Below are 18,440 nucleotides of genomic sequence, written 5' to 3'. Positions count from 1 at the left end.
CCGACGCGGCCTCACCGCAGCGTTGCTGACGGCGGTCTCACGGGTGCGGAGAGGGTGGGATTCGAACCCACGAACCACCTTGCGGCAGTTACTTCCTTAGCAGGGAAGCGCCTTCAACCTGACTCGGCCACCTCTCCATGTGCGGCAGAGCCCTCGGGCGGCAGCCGCGCCGACTCAAGATAACCCCAACCAGCGGGTTTCAGCGATCCCAGTTCCCGGCAGCGAGGCAGAAGCGCGCCGCTAGGTTGGCCGGTGGAGGGGTGGCAGAGTGGACGATTGCGACGGTCTTGAAAACCGTTGAGGCGCAAGCCTCCGGGGGTTCGAATCCCCCTCCCTCCGCCAAATCGTTCAGGCCAAAGGAAACGATGCAATGAAGAGGACGCCAGTCAACCCGTGGCCTTGGTCACTGAACTTCGGTTTCAACCAAGCCGAGATCATCGAGGGAGCGAGCAGGCAACTGGTCTGTGCTGGTCAGACATCGGTGGATGCTGAAGGCAAACCGCAGCACGCCGGGGACATGCGCGCCCAGATGACGCTGGCGCTCGACAATCTTGAAGCCGTCGTGAACGCTGCCGACATGGATCTGTCCAGCATCACGCGACTCACCGTCTATGTCACCGACATGGACGAGGCGCTGAAGCACTTCGGCGCGTTCGGCGAACGGTTCGGCCCGCTGGGCGCAACTCCTCCGATGACGCTGCTTGGGGTCACCCAGCTCGCCTTCCCCGGACTCATGATTGAGATCGAGGCCATCGCCGCCGATTGAGATACCAGGCCATTGGCTGAGTTGGTTCAGGCCAGGGGGCCGACGGTGGTTTCGACTGCGGGCACGAGGGCCTCGTCGGCGAGCAGCTGATCGGCTGCGGCGAGCTCGGGTGACAGCCAGCGGTCGGGACCGGGGCCTGGCACCTCGCTGCGTAGCAGGTTGAGCGCTGCCGCGGTGCCGGCGGCGGGCTGCAGGGGTGAACGCAGCTCGATACCGCGGGCGGCGGTGACCCATTCGATGGCCAGGATGCGGCGCAGGTTGGCGATCGCTCGGCGCAGCTTGCGGGCCGCGCCCGCGGTCCGCAGATGCTCGTGTGCTAACCATCCGCGCGAAGCGGGGACGCGCGCGCGACGATCGCGCGGCTGTGGTTCATCGAGCGCATTCGCCCGCAGCCACGGCCGCAGAGGTTCCGAGGCCGGACGCGCAGAACTGCTGCGGGAGCAGCCCAACACCGGGCTGACGAAGCCAAGAGATTCGTAGGAGACGTCGAGATGACTGCTCCAGGCAAGTGGGGACTACCGGATTTCCCCAAGCACGGGTGGGAGTGCGTCGGTATCGAGGAGTTGGACGGTTTGGACGAGATATGCCAGATGTGCGAGGTGAAGGAAATCAGATTTGTGCACATCATGGAACATCCGGAAGGACTCAGCCTCGGGGCTGGCTGCGTGTGCGCTGGCAAGATGGAAGGGTCACCCACGGCATCGTCGCGACGTGAGCGATTGCACCGGAACTGCTCGAAGCGGCTGGCGAACTGGATGGACCACACATGGAAAGAGCATCCGAGCGGAACTCTGACGCGAACGAAACACGGATGCAGGTGCGTTCTCATTCCACGGAACCGCGGAATGTGGGACGGGCTGGTCGTGCACCCCGACGGCAGAGAACAATGGGCACGCCATCGGCGTTCTCTGGATGATCAGAAACGCAAGATGTTCAGGGTGGTCGACGCCGGTCGCTGACTCGGCTTCGCGGTGGAGGCGGCAGCGGCAGCGTCGCCTGTTCTCGCGCAGCAACCGAGCGGCGGGAGCGACCGCGGATGGGGACGAGACGTCTCGGTTCATCACTGCCTCCGCGGACAGTGCCATTGCGACCGGGCGATATCGCTGCCACGACGAAGAGCTGCAGATGCATGACGGACACCGGTGCGAGGCCAACACGTGCCCCGACGACCATGAAGCCGGTGAACGCTGCCCCTACGAGTCGATGCCCTGGAGCCGACAGCAGGTGCGAGCCGATGCTCGCTAATGGCTGATTCAGAATGGCATGACGGAGACGAAAGCGAGGGCTTCGGTATCTGCAGTCGTTGAGGAAATTGAAAGCCGACTGCGAGTCTGACGCCTTATTCAGTTTCTGGCACGCGTTACGCGGTGGACACTAACTGGGCGTTTTGGGCGTCATTCCGACAACTTGATACCATCGGGGCGTCAGTTCCTCTGTTGCTGAGACAGACTTGTGACGCACCAAATGAGGGGTGTGTCACATGTGCTATTGCAGGTAAGAAGGCCTACTTCACTGTTTATGACAGATATGACGCCACAAAACCGGAGCTCAAATGTTTTATCAAATATCAGTTTTGGTACAACATACAGACAAGGGTTGGATGACGCCAGCCCGTCACACGGATTGAGTTCATAAGTGCATTTCGGAAGCGAGTCGCTCTAGTGCATTGCAGGTGCACATCCGGTGTCTCGGGTGGGATTCGAACCCACATCTCGGCGATCGTTCCACCGGCTCTGTCCGTTGAGCTACCGGACTGCCGGATTGCGCAACCGCAAACATCACCCTAGAGGGGGTACATTAGTCACAGCTTAAGTCGGCATTCGAATGCCATTAAACTATTGTTAACGATGTTTAACATTTCGTCTTCGAGGCTTATCTTGGCGCTGGAGCTCTACAACAATAAACAACACTCGTTGTCTTGCCTGCCAGTTCCTTCCACTTGCGTGGGCATTCATTTGACGGTCCGAGTACTCGGTCACCAATGATCGGATCACCGCTACTTGCGTGGTGAATGTCTTAGGCATGACAACGAGTGTCCAGGCAGCAGTAACGCCTATGTGAGTTCTCGGCGTTCGATTCTGTGACGTGAACTTGCGGGTTAGCTATTTCCGAGTTATACCTCAATCTGATCCTGTAATTCCTGGAGTTGCGGGTCAGCTGCTTCGCCGCTAGCTCCGTCTGCGTTCGCGGTTTGTACGGCAAAGTCCTTCAGCGACAGGATGAAATCGTTCATGTCGTTAGGTCGCGGAACCTCTCCCTTCCATTGCGAATACGTCGGATGCTCTTCCTCTAGCGATTCCGGCGTGTCGCCGTGCGACTCTATCAATTCCTCGAATAGGTTCATAATCAAGTTTCCTTCCTCTGAGCCCTGCTCCCCCGCGTACGTGGGGAAACCAAGCAGCGATTAGCCGCTAATGTCCATAGCGCGGTCACGAAAGCTCGTAGCGTGTCACAATTTAAACCGTGCGATTGAAGACTGCACACGTGGTCATGTTGCGCCACACGGTCGTGTGATTCGATATGACGACTCGCAATACGCCGTCAACATAGAGAAGCTGAGCTCTGCGACGCCTGTCGCCCGTCATTGACGAGACAGCTAGGTATACGTTGAATCTGTGCGGACGAATTGGCTCTACAAGCGTCGGTCGCTATGCTGTGCTGGGCTTATCCGTCTGGAGGGCATCGGACATGCAGGCAGCGGGGCGCTAATGACAGAGCTTCTGTTTTCGAAGCGAGATCTTGCGGGTGCATTGACGAATCACGAGAATGACCTCAAGAAGGAGATCTTAGGCTTGAGCGAAGATCGCATCCTGACCACGTCGCTCGATGATCTGCTGGACTACTTCTGTGAGAAGTACGAGGTTGACATGCCGAAGTTAAACGAGGAAGGCACCTACACGGATCATGGCGATACAATCGTTGATGTCAGCAGGAGGTTCGATTATGGATCTTCTAGATTTGGTGGACCTCAACAAGCCCATGGCACGAGGTACGAAATCCACGTTCCGTTTGACGGCGACGCAGACCTGTTCAGGTGGCAGCCTTCGAGATACGACTTCAGTCCACCGCGTGCGCGGATTCGGAACGATCGGCTTGTCTTCGAATATGACGCACTGCCGAGTGACACATCGGCGCTGCAATCACAAATCGAAAGTGACTTGTCGAAACTGAGGCGTAATCTGGGCTGGGTCGAGGAACAAGTCAAACAGTTCAACTCGCGAGTTCGCCAAATCGCAAAAGGCGCTATCGAGGCTCGCCGCGGCTCACTCATGCGCGCTCAGGAGACCGCACTGAGCTTGGGCTTCCCAGTCAAGCGGCGCGCCGATGCTCCGAGCACATATTCCGCCCCGGAGGTGCGCCGCAAGATCGCTCCCAAGTTGCCGCCAATGACGCCGGGTCGGGGTGCTCTCGAACCCGTACTCGACGCGGCGGAGTATGAGCACATCCTGGGAGTCATGTCGAACATGGTCACGGTGATGGAGCGCAGCCCCAGCGCATTTCGGGAGATGCAGGAAGAAGACCTCCGACAGCACTTCCTGGTGCAACTGAACGCACAGTACGAAGGTCAGGCAACAGCCGAGACCTTCAACGCCAACGGCAAGACCGACATCCTGATCCGCGTCGAAGGCAAGAACATCTTCATCGCCGAATGCAAGTTCTGGAACGGTCCCACCCATCTCGCCAAAGCTCTCGACCAGTTGCTCAGCTACACGACCTGGCGGGACACCAAGACAGCACTGTTGGTGTTTAACCGCAACGTACAGATGTCGACCGTGCTCGACCGGATTCCGGAAGTCGTCGAGCAGCACCCGAACCACAAGGCGACGCTCAACTACGACTCCGAAACCGGATTCCGGTACACCCTCACCCACAAAGACGACCCCGAGCGCGACCTGACCCTCACCGTGCTCGTATTCGATGTTCCAGCAGGTGACTGACGAGCCTTCCGGCAGCGTCCCGTTTCGGTCCCGAGCCGAATGCCTCATGACGACTCCACGCCCTCGTCAGGTGCAGGTGCGAGAAGCTGCCCATCGATGCCGGTCCGGCCGACAGTTCGAGAGTCCACAGCGGCGACCCTGGCGAGTCAGTTGGGGAGCGGATGAACGGGTTCGAGGTGTGCGCCGCGCCGGATGCCGGGCCGACTAGGTCTGAAACTGACGGAGGTTGTTGACAGTCGGGGTTTCTCGTGAGAGGAACATCTGATGGATGATCGAGAACAGCGGCGCAAGATCCGGCATCGCCTGGCGGTGCTCCGCCACGCCGAGGAGGTCTCAGGAAACGTCGCGGCGACGTGCCGCTACTGCGGGATCAGCCGCACGGTGTTCTACAGGTGGAAGAACCGGTTCGACGAGCTGGGTGCCGAGGGGCGGCGACGTGATCGGGCAGTTGAACGACCATCGCCATTAGGTTCAGCGTACTGATCGCCTCCAGTAGGACCGAACGATTTTCGCGGCCGCTCATCGGTGAGCAACTCCCCGGCAGCGGCAGGTTCAGGGGCTTCGGCAGATGTCGCGGCGGTGGCCTACCCGGACGACTTGGATCACGAGCCGGTCATCGATGACCTCGTACACGATCCGGTAGTTGCCTACTCGTACCCGGTACGCGGACGCTTCGCCGGCGAGCTTGACGCAGCCGGGCGGACGCGGCTCGCCAGCAAGCAAATCGATCGCTGCCCGAACCCGGAGCAGGTCGGCGCATTCGAGCCCGGCGATCGCCTTGACCGCTCGGCGGGAGATCTCGACCCTGTACTGGCTCACTGAAGTGCCGGCTCACTCGAGCCCGAGCGCAGCCTTGACTTCCTTCCAAGGCACGTAGTCATCTTCGGTTCGGGCAGCGTCGAGCTCGCGACGGTCCTCGGCCTCATCGGCGCGGTCGACGAGCTCATCGAACGCGTCAGCGCCGAGAATCACTGCGACGCGACGGCCGCGCCGGGTCAAAGAAATCGAGCCTTCGCGTTTTTTTGGGATGGGGCTGCTGGGCTCGGTGGGGTCAGGCTATGTGGTGAGGATGCCGCGGGCTTCGAAGTTGGCGTGGTTGGTGAAGCCGTGGGCTTTGCGGCGCAGGACTTGGAGCAGGTTGTTGGTGCCTTCGATGGGGCCGTTGCTGGGCCGCCCGGCGCGGTGCCAGCCGAGGATCTGTTCGTGCCAGGCCAGGAACGTGTCGACGATGCCGCTGAACTCGGGGATCTGGCCGGTGCCGTAGATGTCGGCGAACCGGTCGAGCGCTTCGAGGGCGCCTTTGCGGTCTTTGGCGAGGTAGAGGTTGTGCAGCTCGCCGAGCGCGTCCCAGGCGGCTTTGAGCCGAGGGTGGGCGGCGAACAGGCCGTCGAGGCGTTCCCGCTCGGCGGCGTCGAGGGTGTCGGGTCTGCGCATGAGCAGGAACCGTGCCCGGAACACGTCGGGGTCGAAGCGGGGCTTGGCGCCTTCGGGGCGGCGCTGGACGTCTCGGCGCACCGCGGTCAGCCCGGCTGCGAACCATCTGATGACGTGGAACCGGTCCAGCACGTGGCGGGCGTGGCCCAGCCGGGCGTCGATGGCTGCCTTGTATGCCTTCGAGCCGTCGGACACGACGACCTTGACGCCGCGGCACCACTTGTGGCCCTGGGCGGCCAGGAACGCCGTCAGGGCTGCCTGGCTGCGGTGGGGCACCATGGCGAGCACCTCGCCGGTGTCGCCGTTGACCAGCACCGTCACGTAGCGGTGCCGACGGCGGATCGAGGTCTCATCGACCAGCAGCAGCCGGCACCTGCGCCGACGGCGATGCTCGCCGACCAGCCCCGCCCAGGCGACCACCAGCGCGTTCACCAGGCCCCAGCCCAGCCGGTGCCGGCGGGCCGCCGCGTTGACCGTCATCGCCTGGGCGTCCTGGACCACACGGCGTGCCAGCCGGGCCGTGAGACGGCCCTCGAACGCCGGGTGGTCCTCACAGAATCGACGGCCGCACGGCTCGCAGACCATGCGCCGCCGCTCCCAGATCAGCGTCACCGGCCGGCCCGACACCTCCAGGTCGCGCACCTTGTTGTCGCGGCGGTCATGGGTCCGCCCGCTCGGCGCCGAACAGTGCGGGCACTTCGGGCGCACCACCGTCGAGGCGACCCGCACCACCAGCCGCTCCGGCAGATCGGCAAGCACTCCCAGCACCCGCACCTGCGGCAGCCACAGCCGCACCGACATAACATCTCTCGCCATCGAGGCCCTCCAGGGTTCGGCGTCTCACGAACACCGATCCCAGCAGGGCCTCGACCCCTACCCAAGGACCCTCAACCCACCGTCATCCCAAAAAAACGCGAAGAGCCGGCTTTTGAGGTGTGCCTCGGCGACTTGGTAGCGCTATCCGTTGGATTCAACTCATTCAGTGGCGTCGTTATGTGATTCAAGGGCTTCGCTACCAGAGCAGCCGCTCCGCGGCGGACATGTCCGCAGCGCCGGAGGTGCATCATTGCCGTAGTCAGCGAACATCTCGCGGGCGACAGCGAGCAGACGCACGAGCGCCGCTGATGGCAGACGAGCAGGCCTGCCACCCCGGTCAGGACGTGATCTTGCGGAAGCGGGCACCGTACATGATGCCGCCGTAGTAGTTGAAGACTTCGCGGGCGTTTTCGTCGTCGAACGGATAGTCCGCACCGATCTGGGTGGCTGCGGCGAGCCCGGTCACGAAGCAGGTCTCCTGACTGTTGACCAGCGTGTGCGCCCCGCAGTGCCAGCTGCGGCGCTTGCCCTGGATGAAGCGAAACAGCGGCACGAGCAGCGTCACCTGGCGCACGTCATGCACGACGTGCTGGAACCACCAGCGCTTCACGATCTTGTCCTCGTCGATCGGGGTGTTCGAGTTGTAGGTCACCAGGCAGGGCTTGTCGGAGTCGAAAATCCATGGCTGCTGGTTGTGCATGATGTAGGTGAGCTCGTAGTTGTCGGGCCGGGCGCCGTACTGCTCTACGTGATTGGTGCGTGTGCGCAGGCATTCCACCTCGTCGTCGGGCAGGACCGACGGGTCGGAGTGCACCAGCGTGTGGTTGTGCAGCTCGCTCTCGTAGCGCACTGATGCGAGCACGTAGCGCTCGAGCGCCGTGGGCTTGTCGAGCATCATCAGTGTCTGGTTGGCATTCGAGGCGAAGATCACCTCGTCGAAGGTCTCGCGCACCCCCTCGGCATCCTCGACGACCACCTCCGATGCCCCCCGGTACACCTTGCGGACAGGTCGGCTCAGGTAGATCTTGTCGTCGAAGTCGGCCGACAGGTGTTCATAGATGCGCCGCGTGCCCTGGTCCCAGGTCTGCATGGGCGTTGCCGTCTCGATGTCGAAGAACTCGAGGTACCTGGCGAACAGCGCGGCGGGCATGTCGAACACGTTCGTCGCCATGAGGAAGTTGACGAACATCGGCTTGAGGATCTTGTACCTGAAGTCGGCGGAGAACCTGCCGACGTTCAGGACCGTCCGCATGCTGATGTAGTTGAACGGGTTCAGCGCATTGAGGAACTTCGACCGCGCCCGGGTGAGTCGACCGAATGAGTGCAGGCGACTCAGCAGGCGCTGGAACCGCTCGATCTCGGGCTGCAGCCGGTCCCTGATGTCGGAGTCGAAGTCGTGGGCGTACCTGCCGCCCTGGTACTTCACGCTGTAGTTGAACTTGGTCGGGAACAGCTCGATGCCGAAGCGCTCCAAGAGCAGCAGGACGTGGTCGTAGACCGACGGGATCAACGCAGTGACCGAGATGTCGAAGGGAAGCGACGTGCCGTCGTCCTGCGGCATGTCGACAGTGACAGCGTTGCCGCCGAGGCGATCGTTGGCCTCGAACAGCCGGATGTCGAACCGGTCCGGATGGTGAGCCAGCGCCCACGCGGCGCCCAGCCCGGACATGCCTCCGCCGATGATTGCGATCCTGCGCTGCGTCATCGTGCTCCCGGTTCGCGCGCTTGCAGGGATTCGAACCCCGAACCTTCTGATCCGTAGTCAGATGCTCTGTCCAATTGAGCTACAAGCGCTGGTTGCCACTGGCCGGGCCGGAGGGCCCGTCGGCGCCCGCACAGTGTACGAGGCTGTTTTCTGCGAGCGCCGAGGATTTGGGGCCGCGCGCGGGGGTGCGCCCGCTTCGGCATCTGTGCCCTCTGGCTCGAACCCTTAGTTGCGGTTGTGCTGTGCTCTGGTGATCGCTTCGCGAGCGATCTCGGCGGGAGTGCGGGCGAGAGCGTTGGCTGCGGCGACCACGTCGGACCATTCGGGCTTGTTGCGGTGGGGGCCGTGCTTGACCCGGATGGCCTGGCCGTCAACGTCGACCGTCGATGTGTGGCGTTCGAGGGCCGTGCGTACGACGGTGCGGGCACGCAAACCCAGCGTGCCGGTGAGACGCGCCATCCGGTCGCCCATCGCTGTCACTTCGTCGGCACTGCACAGCGCCATCAGCGTGTGCGCCGGACGGCTGTGCTTCATCACGATCGGGACCGCCCACGCATCCAGCGCGCCGGCTGCCAGCAGTTCCTCGATTGCGTGGCCCAGCAGCTCACCGGAGACATCGTCGAGATTCGTGGCCAGTTCCACCAGCTCGGCGGTGAATTCGGCGCCTCCGATGGCCGCCATAGTCGCGGCCAGTCCTGCATCAGTACGGCTCAATTCGGTTGCCCGAGTACCGATCAACACACCGGTGACGTTGGGGCGACCAGGCAGCTCGCGGGTGCCCGCACCGAAGCCGACGCCAGTCACCGTCATGGGCGGCACTGGCCCGAACGTCGATGCCAGGGCGGCCACGATGGCAGCCCCCGTCGGGGTCGTCAGCTCCATGTCGATATCGACGCCCACCACTGGGTGTCCCGCCAGCAAGTACCCGACTGCGGGCGGCGGGTTCGGCAGCACGCCATGCGCGGCGTGGATCGTGCCCTTGCCCACGGCAACCGGTCCGCAGGCAACCTCGTCGACGCCCAGCGATTCGAGCGCCGCGCACACGCCGACGATGTCGACGATCGCATCCAGCGCCCCGACCTCGTGGAAATGGACTTCGTCGGGCGGCACTCCGTGCACCTGGCCCTCGGCAACAGCGAGCGCCTCGAACGCTGCGAGCGCGCGGCCCCGAATCCGGTCCTCCAAGGATGCGCGCTCCAGCAACTCCCGGATGTGGCGCCAGCGCCGATGGTGATGTCCTTCGGGGGCGTCCACGACGGCCCGCGTCGCGGCCAATTCGTTCCGTCGGACCCGCTCAGCACTGAGCTGCCAGCCGTCAACACCCAGCGTCTGCAGCCGTTCGATGACGAAATCGAGGTCTGCACCGGCATCCAGCAGCGCCCCGAGCGCCATGTCGCCTGCGATCCCCGACACCGGATCGAACCACGCCACCGTGCCGTCGGGAGCACTTCGTTCGCCGCTCGCGGATGACGATGTGGCCGTCGGCGCGTGTGGCGTCACCGGCGACGTGTCGGCAGCCGCGATGTCGTGCATCATTCGGCTCCGCCGTCGCGGCCCGCCGCCAGATCCACGATGCGCATAGCGGCCATCGCGGCACCGAAGCCGTTGTCGATACCCACCACGGTGATCCCGGCTGCGCACGACGCATGCATGGCCAGCAGCGCCGTCACACCGTCGAGCGCTGCGCCATAGCCCGCGCTGGTCGGCACGGCGATGACCGGTGCAGCAGTCACCCCCGCGACGGCCGTGGCCAGCGCTCCTTCCATACCTGCCACCACGATGACGACCTCAGCGGATGTCAGCGTGTCGATCTCGGCGAGGAAGCGATGCAGACCCGCGAGGCCGATGTCGGTCACCATCTCGGCATCGACGCCGAAGGCGCCGAGCACCGCTGCCGCCTCGCTCGCCACCGGTCCGTCCGACGTTCCCGCGGAGGCCACGACCATGTGCTCTTGACGGGCAGGCGCAGCGCGCCACACCACCGTCGCCAGATCGGTCGAAGGCTGAGCAGCGCCATCCGGCGGGTCGGGTTGCCGGTCGGCCGGGCGGTGCGCCACACCATCGGGGCACGCGGCAAGGGCTGCTGCAACCTGATCGGCGCTCGCTCGGGTCAGCAGCACCGGGCCGGACCCGCCGCTCAGCATCTCAGCCACGATGCGGGCGCATTGGTCGGGCGACTTGCCGGGCCCATAGACCGCCTCGGGATGGCCGGTGCGCAACGTCCGGTGATGATCGATGCGCGCCCCGGCAATGTCGGCGTACGGCAGCCGCCGCAAGCGCGCCAGCGCTTCGTCGGCGCTCACCGTCCCGTCACGAACCTCTGCCAGCAATCCGGCGAGCTGTTCAGCGTCCATCGCCTGCCGTTCTACCCGCCGCGGCCCGGGGTCGGGTGCCCACGGCCCGCTGCGTATCCTGCCCCGATGGCTGCTGCCGCTGCACCCCAGGGCGCCTCTGCCCTCTCGCCGTCGACGCGCATCGGGTACATGGGCCCGCACGGCACCTTTACCGAGGCTGCGCTGGCGACCCAGCCGGACCTGTCGCAGTGCACGCCTGTGCCGCTCATCTCAGTGCCCGAGGTGCTCTCTGCGCTCGACGACGGGGCAGTCGATTACGGCTTCGTGCCCGTCGAGAACGCCATCGAAGGTGCCGTCAATGTCACCCAGGACGCGCTGGCGTTCGACTTCGACTTCCTCATCCAGCGGGAAGTGGTCGTGAACGTGCAGCTCGACCTCATGGCACTGCCCGGCACGGCCACAGCCGACGACCTCTCAGCAATCCACACGGTGCTGTCGTTCCCTGTGGCCATCGCCCAATGCCGTGCGTTCCTGCACACCCAGCTGCCCGATGTCGAGATCGAGGCGGCCACCTCGACTGCGCTGGCGGCCCGGCGCATCGGCGAGGAACAGCTTGCCGGCGTCGCGGCGATTGCCAGCCCGACCGCAGCCGAGCTCTACGGGCTTGAGACCGTCGCGCCCGGCATTGAGGACCACCGCGACAACCAGACCCGCTTCCTGCTGCTCGCCAAGGGCCAGGTGCCGCCGGCCACCGGCAACGACAAGACAAGCATCGTGGTGTTCCAGCAGCAGAATGAGCCCGGCAGCCTGCTGGGAATACTCATGGAGTTCGAGGCCCGCCGTCTCGACCTGTCACGGCTGGAGTCGCGACCGACCCGGCGCGGTCTCGGCGAATACTGCTTTCTGCTCGACTTCGAGGGTCACATCTCCGACGAAGTGGTTGCCGATTGCTTGCGCGCGCTCAAGATGAAGCAGCGCGACGTCAAGTTCCTGGGCTCGTTCCCTGCCGCGAACGGCAACTCGTCAGGCCGCGAGCGCGTCAGCGAGGAAGCCTGGACCTCGTCAGACGACTGGATGAAGTCGCTCCGCCGCCTCATCCGCTGATCAGCCCCGGGAAGGCTAGACCCAGGGGCAGTTGGAGTTGCGGTCGCCGAAGGTGCCGCCGATGCGGTAGCGGTCCAGCGTGAACGGCTTGAGCTCGTCGGGCTTGTCGCCGTGCACCATCATCTCGGCGGTGAGCTTGCCCACGCCGATCATCTTGAACCCGTGGTTGGAGTCGGCAATCACCCAGGCGTTGTCGGCCACGTAGTCGAACACCGGCACGTTGTCGGGGGTGAAGGCGCCGATGCCGCCGTTGCGGCGTTCCTTGAAGTACGGCCGCAGGTCTTCCAGCCGCTTGAACAGCATGCCCAGCGTGGCGCGGTAGTAGTCGGCGAACCACTCCTCGGCCTGATACTCGTCGTTCAGGTGGCCGTAGGGCTCCACTGCCGCCCGCGGCCCGATCTTGATCGGGATCGTCCCGCCCTGCAGGCCCGGGGCGCCCACCCGCTCCGCCGCGTACCGCGTATAGGAGTAGAAGTGGTCCTTCAGGAACCGGCCGTCGGGTGAGTACACCGGCGTGTTCATGAGCTCCACATGCAGCACCGGTGAATCTCGGTGCTGGGCAGTGCGGAAATCGACGCCTGGCGGCAACAGCACCTCGCCCTCAAGCAGCCGCCAGTAGGTCCACATGTCCATCTGCTCTTCGACATGCCCGTCGGGGTACAGCACGTCGAGCTGGCTGGGGCCGCCGAGCCATTCCCAGTGCGTAGGCGTCCACGCCCCTGCACCCACCACGACCTGCTCGCAGGTGATCGACCCCTGGGTGGTCTCGACCGCAGTGACCGAGCCCGAGTTGTCGAACTGGTAGCCGGTCACGGTGGCGCCGTACACCCGTTGCACGCCCCACTGGCGGCACTTCTGGTCGAGACCCCACACGGCCAGGTGCGTGCCGGCGTAACCGGAGCGGTGCTCGTGCAGCACCACGTCGCAGTTGTCGGTCTTGAAATCGGGCCACAGGTTGGTGAGGAAGGCACGGGCCTCTGCACCGGTGTAGACGTCGGACGGGTAGCCGCTCGCAGCCTGGGACGCCTGCAGCTTCAGGTAGTCGTCGGTCTGGTTGGCCTCGCCCACTGACACGTAACCGACCTGCTGGAAGCCGAGGTTCACCGGGTCGGACTCCCACACCTCCACGCTGGCCCGCAGGATGGCGTGCAGCGGCCCGGTCATGTACATGTTGCGGACACAGCCGCAGGCCAACCCGGTGGCGCCCGCCCCCGGACCCTGCTTGTCGATCAGCACCACGTCGCTGCCCGAGCCCTTGCCGGTGCGCTCGAGGTACATGGCCAGGTGGTAGGCGCTCGACAGCCCGTGCACGCCCGCACCCACCACCACGAAACGAGCGTGAGGCGGCAGCGACACAGCGTCGAACACCGGAATGGCGGCCGGGTTGACCGCCTGGCCGTCCACCTCTGGCGGCAGGGGCCGGTTGGCGAACGGGTACCACTGGTTGTGTTCTGTCGGATTGGGGATGGAGTTGGTCATGGCTGTCCTTCTTTCATTTAGGGATCACGTCTGGTCGTCGGCGGGCGGGAGCCGGTAGTCGACTCCCAGGGTCCGCCAGATCAAGGGGACACCGGGCCGGTAGGCGAGATGGTGGCGGCTGGGTGCATCCAGGATGGTCACGTGAGCCGGACTGCCGTTGGTGAGCCGCCCAACGTCAGTCCGGCCCAGCGCGACTGCTCCGCCGACCGTCACTGCGGCGACGGCTTCGTCGATCGTCATGCCCATGTCGCGCACCGCCATGGCGATGCAGAACGAGATGGACGTGGTGTAGCTCGAGCCCGGGTTGCAGTTGGAGGCCATCGCCACCTTGACGCCGGCATCGATGGCCCGCCGGGCATCCGGGTAGGGCTGGCGGGTGGAGAAGTCGGTGGCCGGCAGGAACGTGGCCACCGTGTCGCTGGCCGCCAAAGCCTCGATGTCGTCATCAGAGAGATAGGTGCAGTGGTCCACCGACGCGGCGTCCATCTCGACGGCGAGCTGCGCGCCTGGTCCGTGGCCGAGCTGGTTGCCGTGCACACGCAGGCCCAGCCCGGCGGCCCGACCCGCCTCGAGCACTCTGCGGGACTGGTCGATGTTGAACGCGCCGGTCTCGCAGAACACGTCGATCCAGCGGACGTGGTCGCGGACTGCGTCCAGCATCGGCCCGCACACCAGGTCGATGTAGTCGTCGGTCCGTCCCGCGTATTCGCTGGGCAGCAGGTGAGCTCCCAGGAATGTGGCTTCGGGGGTGACCTCTGCGGCCAGCAAGGCAAGCTCGATCTCGGAGTCGAGCGACAAGCCGTAACCGGTCTTGATCTCCACCGTGGTCGTGCCCGCCCGGTGCGTCTCGGCCAACCGCCGGTCGAGCGAATCCGCCAGAGCGTCTCGGCCGGCGCCGCGGGTGGCCTCGGTGGTGACCCGGATACCGCCGCCGTCGTAGGGCTCGCCGGCCATTCGGCGGGTGAATTCCTCTGAGCGGTCGCCTGCGAACACCAAGTGAGTGTGGGAGTCGACGAATCCGGGCAGCACGCACCGGCCGCCTGCGTCGAGTCGCTCGTCGGCAACGGCGCCCGACGGGCCCACCGCCACCACCATGTCGCCGTCGATGACCACCGAAGCATCGGTGAGCACGCCCAGCGGGCCGTCCCCCAGCTCGGGATCGTTGGTCACCAGCTCAGCGATGTTGTCGATCACCAGGGTCATGGCGCGGTGACCTCCGTGATGGCCGCGGCCAGCTCGGCCGCGACATCGATCGTCGTGTGGCGGCCGTCGCGCACGACGGTCCTGCCGCCCACCACGAGGTGATGCACATCGGCACTGGAGGCGCCGAAGATCGTCGCAGCCAGCGCGGAATCGGCGTCAGCTCCGGCCGTTCGCACCGAGTCGAGGCTCACCGTTGCGAAGTCGGCGAGCGCGCCGGCCTCCAGCCGACCTGCCTCGGGCCAACCGAGCGAACGGCAGCCGCCTGAGGTCGCCATCTCCGCCAGCGCCTCGGTGCTGAACACACCGCGGACACCAGAAGCCGCCCGCTGGTCGAGCTCGACTGTGCGAGCTTCTTCGAAGAGATCGACGGTGGCGTGGGAATCCGAGCCGAGGCACAGTCCGGCGCCCTGGCGGGACAGGCCGACGCTGGGCCCGGTGCCGTCGGCAAGGTCCCGCTCGGTGGACGGGCACAGGCAGCAGAACGCGCCGGCCTCACCGATCATGGTCTGGTCACGCCCGTTGGCATGTGTGGCGTGCACCACGGTCGTGCCCGGACCGAGCCCTCCGGCTTGAGCGATCACCTCGATGGGGGACATGCCGTGAACGGCGATGCACTGCTCATTCTCCGCAGGCTGCTCGGAAGCGTGGAAGTGCAGCGGGGTGCCGCGCTCGCGTGACCAGTCCGTCGCCGCCTTGATCGATGGTGGATCGACCGCCCTGACGGAGTGCACCGCGGCGCCGATGCGCACCGTCGGACCGGATGCCGTCGAGGCCAGGCGCTCTACCCGGTCGATCCACCGGTCGGCGTTGCCATCGCCGAAGCGAGCTTGGGGAGGTGCCAGCGGCCCGTAGCCGCCGTCCAGCGTCGGGTCGAGCCCGCCGTGCAGGTACAGCGTGTCGAGCAAGGTCAGGCGGATGCCGGCGTCGGCGGCCGCACCCACCATCGCTGCACCCATGGCATTGGGGTCTTCGTAGGAATCCCCGCCGGGGCGGTGATGGACATAGTGGAATTCCCCGACCGCCCCGATTCCGGCCAGCGCCATCTCGGCGAACACCGCCCGGGCCAGCCTGCGGTAGGAGTCAGGGTCGAGCCGGCCCGCCACCCGGTACATCAGGTCACGCCACGTCCAGAAGCTGCTCCGCCCAGCGTGCGTGCGGCCCCGCAGGGCCCGGTGGAAGGCGTGGCTGTGTGCGTTGGCCAGCGCCGGCAAGGTCAGTCCCGCCAGCGGCACGGCGCCCTCGGGCCGGACCGGCACACCTGCGCACACCGCGGAGATGCGATCGCCGTCGACCGCGATCACCACGCCCTCGGAGGCGCGGGAACCGCCGAGCCAGGCCAGTTCGCACCAGTAATGCGCCGTCATGTTCCAACTTGCTGGTTGAAGCGGGTGATGCGCTCGATGAACGCGTCGCGGTGGTGGCGCTGGAACTCGTCCCAGGTGCTCAGCGTGGACGGATCAGCCCGGTCAGTGATGAGGACGCCGTCGAGGTGGTCGCACTCGTGCTGCCAAGTGCCCGCTGTCAGGCCACGTGCGGTGGTGCAGTGCTCGGTGCCGTCACGGTCCAGGTAGCGGACGCCCAGGTTGACCGAGCGGACCACGTCGCCGCGCAATGGCACCGACAGGCAGCCCTCGTTGATCACCACGGTCTCGTCGTCGAGCACTTCCAGCTCGGGGTTGATGGCCACGGTCAAGGGGATCGGCGGCTTGTAGGGGTAGCGGGGGTTGTCGTTCACCTCGATGACGACGATGCGGTCCGTCTCGCCGATCTGGTTGGCGGCCAGGCCCGCCCCGTTGGCGTGGCGCATCGTGTCAATGAGGTCGTCGATGATGCGCTGCGTTCGCTCGCTGTCGATCTTGCACCGCGGCACTGCTGCGGCCCGCGCCCGCAGCGCCGGATGGCCGATGGAGAGGATCTCCCGGACGGTCATCTCGCGTGCCTGAGTTGCCTGGGCTTCATGGCGCGGCGGGCCTGTCGGCGGGTATGCGCACGCCGCGCGCGGCGGCCACTTCCCACGCCCGGTCGTAGCCGGCATCGGCGTGGCGCATCACGCCCGTGCCCGGGTCGTTGAGCAGCACCCGCTCCAGCTTCTGCGCGGCCAGGTCAGTCCCGTCGGCCACGCTCACCTGTCCGGCATGGATCGACCGGCCGATGCCCACGCCGCCGCCATGGTGGATGCTCACCCATGACGCTCCGGACGAGGTGTTGACCATCGCGTTGAGCAGCGGCCAGTCGGCAATGGCGTCGCTGCCGTCTGCCATGTCCTCGGTCTCGCGGTAGGGCGAGGCCACCGAGCCCGAGTCGAGATGGTCGCGCCCGATGACGATCGGTGCCTTGATCTCTCCTGAAGCCACCAGCTCGTTGAACCGCAGGCCCAGCCGGTGACGCTCCCCGTAGCCAAGCCAGCAGATCCGAGCCGGCAGGCCCTGGAACGCGACCCGCTCGCCGGCGAGCTTGATCCATCGCTTGAGCGGCTCATCGTCGGGGAACTCCTCGAGCACGGCCCGGTCGGTGGCGGCGATATCGGCCGGGTCGCCCGACAGCGCAACCCAGCGGAAGGGCCCCTTGCCCTCGCAGAACAGGGGCCGGATGTAGGCGGGAAGGAAGCCCGGATAGTCGAAGGCCCGCTCGTAGCCGCCGAGCTGGGCCTCGGCCCGCAGGCTGTTGCCGTAGTCGAACACCTCGGAGCCGGCGTCGAGGAAACCCACCATCGCCTCCACGTGGGTGGCCATGGCCGACCGGGCGCGGCGAATGAGCTCGTCGGGCTGGTTGCGCCGCATCTCCTCGGACGCCTCGGGAGACAGGTCGTTGGGCACATAGGTGAGCGGGTCGTGGGCGGAGGTCTGGTCGGTGACGATGTCGGCAGCGACGCCGTCCGCCAGCAGGCGCGGTATCAGGTCGGCCGCGTTGCCGACCAATCCCACCGACAGCGGGCGGCGGGCCTGCACTGCCTCCTCGCAGCGTCGAAGCGCGTCGGCGTAGTCGTCGGCGACCACGTCGAGGTAGCGGGTCTCCACCCGGCGAGCGGCCCGTTCGGGATCGACCTCGATGCACAGGGCGACGCCTTCGTTCATGGTGATTGCAAGGGGCTGGGCGCCGCCCATGCCGCCGAGCCCGGCGGTGACGGTGAGCGTCCCAGCCAGCGACCCCCCGAAGCGCTTGCGGGCGATTGCCCCGAAGCACTCGTAGGTGCCCTGGAGGATCCCCTGGGTGCCGATGTAGATCCACGACCCGGCAGTCATCTGGCCGAACATGGTCAGGCCGAGATGCTCCAACCGGCGGAACTCGTCCCAGGTGCCCCAATCGGGCACGAGGTTGGAGTTGGCGATGAGCACCCGGGGCGCCCATTCGTGGGTGCGCAGCACGCCGACCGGCTTGCCCGACTGCACCAGCATGGTCTCGTCGTCGGCGAGGTCGGTCAGCGCCCTGATCATGGCGTGAAATGCCGGCCATGAGCGCGCCGCCCGGCCGGTGCCCCCGTACACGACGAGATCGTCGGGGCGCTCGGCCACGTCGGGATCCAGATTGTTCTGCAGCATCCGGAAGGCGGCCTCTTGGGGCCAGCTCCGGCAGGTCAGAGCAGTGCCGGTGGGAGCCCTCACCCCGCCTGCAGGGGCGCTGGCGGAGTGCTGTGTGCTGGTGGCCATAGACAACCTCGGCGCCGGGTGTGCGGTGCGCCTCACGTTACCGAGCTTCGGCCT

The 18,440-nt window shown here is 65.7% G+C and carries 17 protein-coding genes and 4 tRNA genes; 5 read left to right on the top strand and 16 right to left on the bottom strand.

The genetic code is table 11. The annotated features are described in order from the left end of the window. Positions 1-46 precede the first annotated feature (46 nt). Positions 47-137, bottom strand: a tRNA-Ser gene (locus ACOQPE_RS04835). A gap of 117 nt (positions 138-254) precedes the next feature. Between ACOQPE_RS04835 and ACOQPE_RS04830 the strand changes: the two genes are divergently transcribed. Next, positions 255-342, top strand: a tRNA-Ser gene (locus tag ACOQPE_RS04830). Positions 343-370: 28 nt separating this feature from the next. Next, positions 371-766: a RidA family protein gene (locus ACOQPE_RS04825; RefSeq protein ID WP_420610752.1), complete on the top strand. Its 396-nt coding sequence runs from the start codon at positions 371-373 to the stop codon at positions 764-766. A 26-nt stretch (positions 767-792) separates the two neighbouring features. On the opposite strand, the gene ACOQPE_RS04820 is transcribed toward ACOQPE_RS04825, so the two are convergent. From ACOQPE_RS04820 to ACOQPE_RS04810, 3 genes are all read right to left on the bottom strand, one after another. Next, positions 793-1,218: an aromatic amino acid lyase gene (locus ACOQPE_RS04820; RefSeq protein WP_420610751.1), complete on the bottom strand. Its 426-nt coding sequence runs from the start codon at positions 1,216-1,218 to the stop codon at positions 793-795. Between the two features lie 1,232 nt (positions 1,219-2,450). Next, positions 2,451-2,520 (bottom strand) — tRNA-OTHER (locus ACOQPE_RS04815). Between the two features lie 359 nt (positions 2,521-2,879). Beyond that, the gene (locus tag ACOQPE_RS04810; protein ID WP_420610750.1) at positions 2,880-3,110 is read right to left on the bottom strand and encodes a hypothetical protein; all 231 of its coding nucleotides are present in this window, start codon (positions 3,108-3,110) and stop codon (positions 2,880-2,882) included. A gap of 364 nt (positions 3,111-3,474) precedes the next feature. On the opposite strand from ACOQPE_RS04810, the gene ACOQPE_RS04805 reads away from it, so the two are divergent. Together ACOQPE_RS04805 and ACOQPE_RS04800 are read left to right on the top strand one after the other, a co-directional pair. After that, positions 3,475-4,704, top strand: a complete 1,230-nt coding sequence (locus tag ACOQPE_RS04805) for a hypothetical protein (RefSeq protein WP_420610749.1) — start codon at positions 3,475-3,477, stop codon at positions 4,702-4,704. Positions 4,705-4,968: 264 nt separating this feature from the next. Next, positions 4,969-5,187 carry a helix-turn-helix domain-containing protein gene (locus tag ACOQPE_RS04800; RefSeq protein ID WP_420610748.1) on the top strand — a complete coding sequence of 73 codons (219 nt, stop codon included), beginning with the start codon at positions 4,969-4,971 and terminating at the stop codon, positions 5,185-5,187. 69 nt (positions 5,188-5,256) lie between these two features. Here ACOQPE_RS04800 and ACOQPE_RS04795 read toward each other — a convergent pair whose 3' ends face one another. The 7 genes from ACOQPE_RS04795 to larB all read right to left on the bottom strand — a co-directional run bounded on the left by ACOQPE_RS04795 (position 5,257) and on the right by larB (position 11,013). Continuing rightward, positions 5,257-5,523, bottom strand: a complete 267-nt coding sequence (locus ACOQPE_RS04795; RefSeq protein WP_420610747.1) for a type II toxin-antitoxin system RelE family toxin — start codon at positions 5,521-5,523, stop codon at positions 5,257-5,259. A 12-nt stretch (positions 5,524-5,535) separates the two neighbouring features. Then, the gene (locus ACOQPE_RS04790) at positions 5,536-5,709 is read right to left on the bottom strand and encodes a hypothetical protein (protein ID WP_420611356.1); all 174 of its coding nucleotides are present in this window, start codon (positions 5,707-5,709) and stop codon (positions 5,536-5,538) included. A 51-nt stretch (positions 5,710-5,760) separates the two neighbouring features. After that, positions 5,761-6,954, bottom strand: a complete 1,194-nt coding sequence (locus tag ACOQPE_RS04785; protein WP_420609076.1) for an ISL3 family transposase — start codon at positions 6,952-6,954, stop codon at positions 5,761-5,763. A 337-nt stretch (positions 6,955-7,291) separates the two neighbouring features. Then, positions 7,292-8,659: an FAD-dependent oxidoreductase gene (locus ACOQPE_RS04780; protein WP_420610746.1), complete on the bottom strand. Its 1,368-nt coding sequence runs from the start codon at positions 8,657-8,659 to the stop codon at positions 7,292-7,294. A 15-nt stretch (positions 8,660-8,674) separates the two neighbouring features. Beyond that, a tRNA-Arg gene (locus ACOQPE_RS04775) sits at positions 8,675-8,748 on the bottom strand. A 136-nt stretch (positions 8,749-8,884) separates the two neighbouring features. Then, the gene (gene larC, locus ACOQPE_RS04770) at positions 8,885-10,195 is read right to left on the bottom strand and encodes a nickel pincer cofactor biosynthesis protein LarC (protein ID WP_420610745.1); all 1,311 of its coding nucleotides are present in this window, start codon (positions 10,193-10,195) and stop codon (positions 8,885-8,887) included. Next, on the bottom strand, positions 10,192-11,013 hold the full coding sequence (larB, locus tag ACOQPE_RS04765) for a nickel pincer cofactor biosynthesis protein LarB (protein ID WP_420610744.1): 822 nt from the start codon (positions 11,011-11,013) through the stop codon (positions 10,192-10,194). Before larB ends, larC begins: the two co-directional genes overlap by 4 nt. Before the next feature lie 66 nt (positions 11,014-11,079). Between larB and pheA the strand changes: the two genes are divergently transcribed. Then, a complete protein-coding gene (pheA, locus tag ACOQPE_RS04760) occupies positions 11,080-12,057 on the top strand; it encodes a prephenate dehydratase (RefSeq protein WP_420610743.1) in 978 nt (325 codons plus the stop codon). Between the two features lie 15 nt (positions 12,058-12,072). Here pheA and ACOQPE_RS04755 read toward each other — a convergent pair whose 3' ends face one another. From ACOQPE_RS04755 to hutU, 5 genes are read right to left on the bottom strand one after another with little or no spacing between them, the layout of a single operon-like run. Continuing rightward, positions 12,073-13,536, bottom strand: a complete 1,464-nt coding sequence (locus ACOQPE_RS04755) for an NAD(P)/FAD-dependent oxidoreductase (protein WP_420610742.1) — start codon at positions 13,534-13,536, stop codon at positions 12,073-12,075. 24 nt (positions 13,537-13,560) lie between these two features. Further along, positions 13,561-14,739 carry an imidazolonepropionase gene (hutI, locus tag ACOQPE_RS04750; RefSeq protein WP_420610741.1) on the bottom strand — a complete coding sequence of 393 codons (1,179 nt, stop codon included), beginning with the start codon at positions 14,737-14,739 and terminating at the stop codon, positions 13,561-13,563. Beyond that, positions 14,736-16,103 (bottom strand): formimidoylglutamate deiminase, encoded by a 1,368-nt coding sequence (locus ACOQPE_RS04745; protein ID WP_420610740.1) that lies wholly within the window; start codon positions 16,101-16,103, stop codon positions 14,736-14,738. Before ACOQPE_RS04745 ends, hutI begins: the two co-directional genes overlap by 4 nt. After that, entirely contained in the window at positions 16,100-16,669 is a 570-nt protein-coding gene (gene def / locus ACOQPE_RS04740) for a peptide deformylase (protein ID WP_420610739.1), read from the bottom strand. Before def ends, ACOQPE_RS04745 begins: the two co-directional genes overlap by 4 nt. A gap of 25 nt (positions 16,670-16,694) precedes the next feature. Then, the gene (gene hutU, locus ACOQPE_RS04735) at positions 16,695-18,386 is read right to left on the bottom strand and encodes a urocanate hydratase (RefSeq protein WP_420610738.1); all 1,692 of its coding nucleotides are present in this window, start codon (positions 18,384-18,386) and stop codon (positions 16,695-16,697) included. Positions 18,387-18,440 lie beyond the last annotated feature (54 nt).

The sequence above is a fragment of the Candidatus Poriferisodalis sp. genome (assembly GCF_965219595.1).
GTDB lineage: Bacteria > Actinomycetota > Acidimicrobiia > Acidimicrobiales > Poriferisodalaceae > Poriferisodalis.
This window is presented reverse-complemented; position numbering and strand designations above follow the sequence as displayed.

Excerpts from the sequence above, each read along its gene's own strand:
- ACOQPE_RS04825 (WP_420610752.1), top strand. The coding sequence starts at position 371 with ATGAAGAGGACGCCAGTCAACCCGTGGCCTTGGTCACTGAACTTCGGT.
- ACOQPE_RS04810 (WP_420610750.1), bottom strand. The coding sequence starts at position 3,110 with ATGAACCTATTCGAGGAATTGATAGAGTCGCACGGCGACACGCCGGAA.
- ACOQPE_RS04805 (WP_420610749.1), top strand. The coding sequence starts at position 3,475 with ATGACAGAGCTTCTGTTTTCGAAGCGAGATCTTGCGGGTGCATTGACG.
- ACOQPE_RS04800 (WP_420610748.1), top strand. The coding sequence starts at position 4,969 with ATGGATGATCGAGAACAGCGGCGCAAGATCCGGCATCGCCTGGCGGTG.
- ACOQPE_RS04785 (WP_420609076.1), bottom strand. The coding sequence starts at position 6,954 with ATGGCGAGAGATGTTATGTCGGTGCGGCTGTGGCTGCCGCAGGTGCGG.
- ACOQPE_RS04780 (WP_420610746.1), bottom strand. The coding sequence starts at position 8,659 with ATGACGCAGCGCAGGATCGCAATCATCGGCGGAGGCATGTCCGGGCTG.
- larC (WP_420610745.1), bottom strand. The coding sequence starts at position 10,195 with ATGATGCACGACATCGCGGCTGCCGACACGTCGCCGGTGACGCCACAC.
- larB (WP_420610744.1), bottom strand. The coding sequence starts at position 11,013 with ATGGACGCTGAACAGCTCGCCGGATTGCTGGCAGAGGTTCGTGACGGG.
- pheA (WP_420610743.1), top strand. The coding sequence starts at position 11,080 with ATGGCTGCTGCCGCTGCACCCCAGGGCGCCTCTGCCCTCTCGCCGTCG.
- ACOQPE_RS04755 (WP_420610742.1), bottom strand. The coding sequence starts at position 13,536 with ATGACCAACTCCATCCCCAATCCGACAGAACACAACCAGTGGTACCCG.
- hutI (WP_420610741.1), bottom strand. The coding sequence starts at position 14,739 with ATGACCCTGGTGATCGACAACATCGCTGAGCTGGTGACCAACGATCCC.
- ACOQPE_RS04745 (WP_420610740.1), bottom strand. The coding sequence starts at position 16,103 with ATGACGGCGCATTACTGGTGCGAACTGGCCTGGCTCGGCGGTTCCCGC.
- def (WP_420610739.1), bottom strand. The coding sequence starts at position 16,669 with ATGACCGTCCGGGAGATCCTCTCCATCGGCCATCCGGCGCTGCGGGCG.
- hutU (WP_420610738.1), bottom strand. The coding sequence starts at position 18,386 with ATGGCCACCAGCACACAGCACTCCGCCAGCGCCCCTGCAGGCGGGGTG.